At 69.0% G+C, this 4,184-nt stretch carries 2 protein-coding genes and 1 pseudogene; 1 reads left to right on the forward strand and 2 read right to left on the reverse strand.

Annotated elements, in window-relative coordinates:
* Together AC1DOC_RS22130 and AC1DOC_RS22135 are read right to left on the reverse strand one after the other, a co-directional pair.
* Positions 1-161: pseudogene (locus AC1DOC_RS22130) on the reverse strand (carotenoid 1,2-hydratase); the annotation flags it as partial.
* Entirely contained in the window at positions 161-1,237 is a 1,077-nt protein-coding gene (locus AC1DOC_RS22135; RefSeq protein ID WP_278876033.1) for a PLP-dependent cysteine synthase family protein, read from the reverse strand. The pseudogene AC1DOC_RS22130 and the gene AC1DOC_RS22135, both read right to left, overlap by 1 nt.
* 99 nt (positions 1,238-1,336) lie before the next feature.
* Here AC1DOC_RS22135 and AC1DOC_RS22140 point away from each other — a divergent pair, with 99 nt between their 5' ends.
* A complete protein-coding gene (locus tag AC1DOC_RS22140) occupies positions 1,337-3,880 on the forward strand; it encodes a penicillin acylase family protein (RefSeq protein ID WP_478130488.1) in 2,544 nt (847 codons plus the stop codon).
* Positions 3,881-4,184: the final 304 nt, after the last annotated feature.

Consider the following 4,184-nt stretch of genomic DNA (forward strand, 5'->3'; position numbering starts at 1 on the left):
GTGATGTACCACCACTCGGTCTGCAGATCGGGGTGGCTGCCGTAGTCGCGCGGGAACTGCAGCGTGCGCGCGGGCAGCGCCCAGCTTGCGGGCGCGGCGGCCAGCGCCGCGAGCAGCAGGCTGCGGCGCGAGAGCTTGTGAAAGAACGCGGCCGGCGGCATCACCCCGCAACCAGTGCGTCGATGCGCTGCTGCGCCGGRCCGATGTCGCCGAACGCGTTCTGCACCCAGGCGGCATCGTGATAGCTCGGCAGGTAGCGCTCGCCCGCATCGCACAGCAGCGAAAGAATGGAGCCTTGCCGGCCGGCCGCGCGCATCTCGCCGGCAATGGCCAGCATGCCGACGAAGTTGGTGCCAGTCGACGGGCCCACCTTGCGGCCGAGCAGCGCCGAGAGCGCGTGCATGGCGGCCACCGAATCGAGATTGGGCACTTCGATCATCCGGTCGACCAGCGAACGGATGAAGCTCGGCTCCACGCGCGGCCGGCCGATGCCTTCGATGCGCGAGCCCGCCGCGGTCAGCGTGGCGTCGCCGCTGCGGTGGTAGGCCGAGAACACCGAGCCCTCGGGATCAGGCACGCACACCTGCGTGTCATGGCAGCGGTAGCGCAGATAGCGCCCGATGGTGGCGCTGGTGCCGCCGGTGCCTGCGCCCACCACGATCCACGCCGGCACCGGATGCCGCTCGCGCGCCATCTGCTGGAACATGCTTTCGGCGATGTTGTTGTTGCCGCGCCAGTCGGTGGCGCGCTCGGCGTACGTGAACTGGTCCATGTAGTGGCCGCCGGTCTGCTCGGCGAGCGCGTGCGCTTCCTCGTAGACCTGCGCCGCATGGTCGACGAAGTGGCAGCGCGCGCCGTAGAAGGCGATCTGCGCCACCTTCTCGGGCGAGGTGCTGCGCGGCATCACCGCGATGAAGGGCAGGCCCAGCAGCCGCGCGAAATAGGCCTCGCTGACCGCCGTCGAGCCGCTCGAGGCCTCGACGATGGTGGTGCCCTCGCGCACCCATCCGTTGCACAGCGCATAGAGAAAGAGCGAACGCGCGAGCCGATGCTTGAGGCTGCCGGTGGGATGGGTCGATTCGTCCTTCAGGTACAGGTCGATGCCGGCCGCGGCGAGCGCGGGCAGCGGCAGCGGGATCAGGTGCGTGTCGGCGCTGCGCTGGTAGTCGGCCTCGATGCGGCGGATCGCGCCGCCGAGCCAGCCGCTGCAGGAGGAAGAGGAGGGTGTTTGCTGCATGTAGGAGGAAGTCTACAAGTCATCCCTCGCAGCACCCAGCGAACGCGCAAATCGGGATACTGTGCGCTGCCAAATTCCACCCGGCAGGAGACAAGACGCATGAGAACAAGACACCTGCGCCCCACGTCGCGGCGCTCGTCAGGTCAAAGGCATTCCATTGGCGCCACGGCGCTCGCGGCCCTGGTGCTCGCGGGCTGCGCATCCGGACCACCCGATGTGCAGACGCCGCCGCGCGCGCCGTCGTCCTTCGCGGTGCCCGGCCTGGAGAAGCCGGCGGAGGTGCTGATCGACCGCTGGGGCGTGCCGCATCTCTACGCCGGCACGCTCTACGACGCTTTCGTTGCGCAGGGCTTCATTGCCGCGCGCGACCGGCTCTGGCAGATGGATCTCTGGCGCAAGCGCGGCCTGGGCGAGATGGCCAAGGACTTCGGCCCCGCCTGGGTCGAGAGCGACCGCGCCGCGCGCGCCGTGCTCTACCGCGGCGACATGTACCGCGAATGGCTGGCCTACGGCTCCGATGCCAAGCGCGTGGCCGAGGCCTTCAYGGCCGGCGTCAACGCCTATGTGGCGCAGGTGCGTGCGCAGCCGGCGCTGCTGCCGAAGGAGTTCGCGCTGCTGGGCTACCAGCCGTCGACCTGGTCGGCCGAGGACGTGGTGCGCATCCGCCATCACGGCCTCACGCTCAACTTCACGTCCGAGATCGACCGGGCGCGCGCCTTCTGTGCCGGTGGCCAGGGCATCAAGGCCGACTGGCTGCGCCGCGAGCTCGATCCACCGGTCACGCCCAGGGTGCCCGTGGGGTTCGACCCCTGCAGCATCCCGGCGGCCGAGCTGCGCGCGGCCTACATGCGCGCCACCGAGCCGCCGCGCTTCACCAAGGACAACACACGGCTGGCCGGCACTGCGACCGCGTCCGTGCTCCTGCAGCCCGGCAGCGCCGAAGCTGCAGCACGCAGTGCCGAGGAGGAGAAAGAGCAGCAGCAGGCGCTGCAAGGCGATCCGACGGCCGCTTATGGCAGCAACAACTGGGTCATCGCGCCGAAGCTCACCGCCACCGGGCGTCCGATCCTTGCCAACGATCCGCACCGCGCCCACGGCGCTCCGAGCCTGCGCTACATGGCGCATCTCAGCGCGCCCGGCATGGACGCCATCGGTGCCGGCGAGCCCTTCCTGCCGGGTCTTTCGATCGGCCACAACGGCACCATCGCCTTCGGCCTCACGCGCTTCTACATGGACCAGGAAGACCTGTACGTGTACCAGCTCAATCCCCGGAACCCGAACGAGTACCGCTACCAGGGTCGATGGGAGCCGATGACCCGCGTCACCGAGCGCATTGCCGTGCGCGGCGAGAGCGCGCCGCGCGAGGTGGTGAACACCTTCACGCGCCACGGCCCGGTGCTGCTGTCCGAGCCCGGCAAGCGGCGTGCCTTCGCGCTGCGCGCTGCGTGGCTCGAGCCCGGCATGGCGCCGTACTTCGGTTCGATGGACTACATGCGCGCGCAGAACTGGGACCAGTTCCGCGCCGCCATGCACCGCTGGGGCGCACCCGGCGAAAACCAGGTCTATGCCGACCGCAATGGCAACGTCGGCTGGATACCGGGCGGCCTCACGCCGATCCGCCCCAACTGGGACGGCCTCATGCCGGTGCCGGGCGATGGCCGCTACGAGTGGTCGGGCTTTCGCAACGGCGACGAACTGCCCTCGGAGTTCAATCCTGCGCGCGGCTACGTCGTGACCGCGAACGAGAACAACATTCCGCCCGATCATCCGGCCGCGAAGAAGGGCATCGGCTACGAGTGGAGCGACGGTGCGCGTGCGCGCCGCCTCAAGGAACTGTTCGAGAAAAAGGCCGCCTCGGGTTCGCGCTTCACGCTCGAGGATTCGGAGCGCATGCAGAACGACATCGTCGCCACGCCGGCCCAGCGCCTGCTCAAGCTCCTGGCCGGCCTGCGCAGCGACGACGCCCGCACGGCCGCCGGCTTGCGGCTGTTGCAAGGCTGGGACGGCACCATGGACCGCGACAGCGCCGCCGCTGCGCTGTATGAAGTGTGGAGCGCCAAGACGCTGCGCGCGGCGGTGCTCAAGGCCGGTGCCGGCGAAGCCGCGGCCTCGCTGGCAGCACCCGGGGACAACACGCGCATGCTGCTGCTGCTGGAGAACCCCTTCGGCTGGGTGAGCGATGCGCAGCGCGATGCGCTCTTGCTCGAAACCCTGCCGCCCGCGATGCAGGAGCTCACGGCCAAGCTCGGGCCCGACATGGCGGCGTGGAAGTGGGGCGCGCTGCACCGCGCGGAGTTCCGCCATCCGCTCGGCGGCGTGGTCGATGCGGCCACGCGCAAGAAGCTGGAAGTCGGCGACTGGCCGATGTCGGGCTCGGCGTTCACGCCGATGGCGGCCAGCTACCGCGCCAATGACTACAAGCTCACGTCGGGAGCTTCGTTCCGGATGGTGCTGGACGTGGGGAATTGGGATGCCTCCCGGGCGATCAATACGCCGGGGCAGTCGGGGGATCCGGACAGTCCGCACTATCGGGATCTGGCGCCGCTCTGGCTCGAGGGGAAGTATGTGCCGCTGGTTTATAGCCGGGGGGCGGTGGAGAGGGAGACTGTGGAGAGGATTCGGTTGACTCCTTCTTTGCCTTAGGTTTTTTGGGTTCGGGGGCCGGGACTCGCCCCGGCGGGCGACTTACTTTCTTTTGCTTCGCCAAAAGAAAGTAGCCAAAGAAAAGGCGACCCCACTGTCTGCGACCCTCCGCTTCGCTACGGGCAACCTGCGGTGCTCGCGTTTCGCGGGGTCTCGCAGAACTCGCCTTCGGCTCAAACAGCTGCGAGCCCTGATCCGCGAAACGCTGCGCTCCTCGGCGCATACAGAGGGGAGGGCAAATCACACGGGCCTTTGCTTCGCTCGGCCACCAAGCCACCGCGGCGCTGCGCGCCGCGGTGGTTGG

It is taken from the genome of Variovorax sp. 01T439_2, assembly GCF_056398445.1.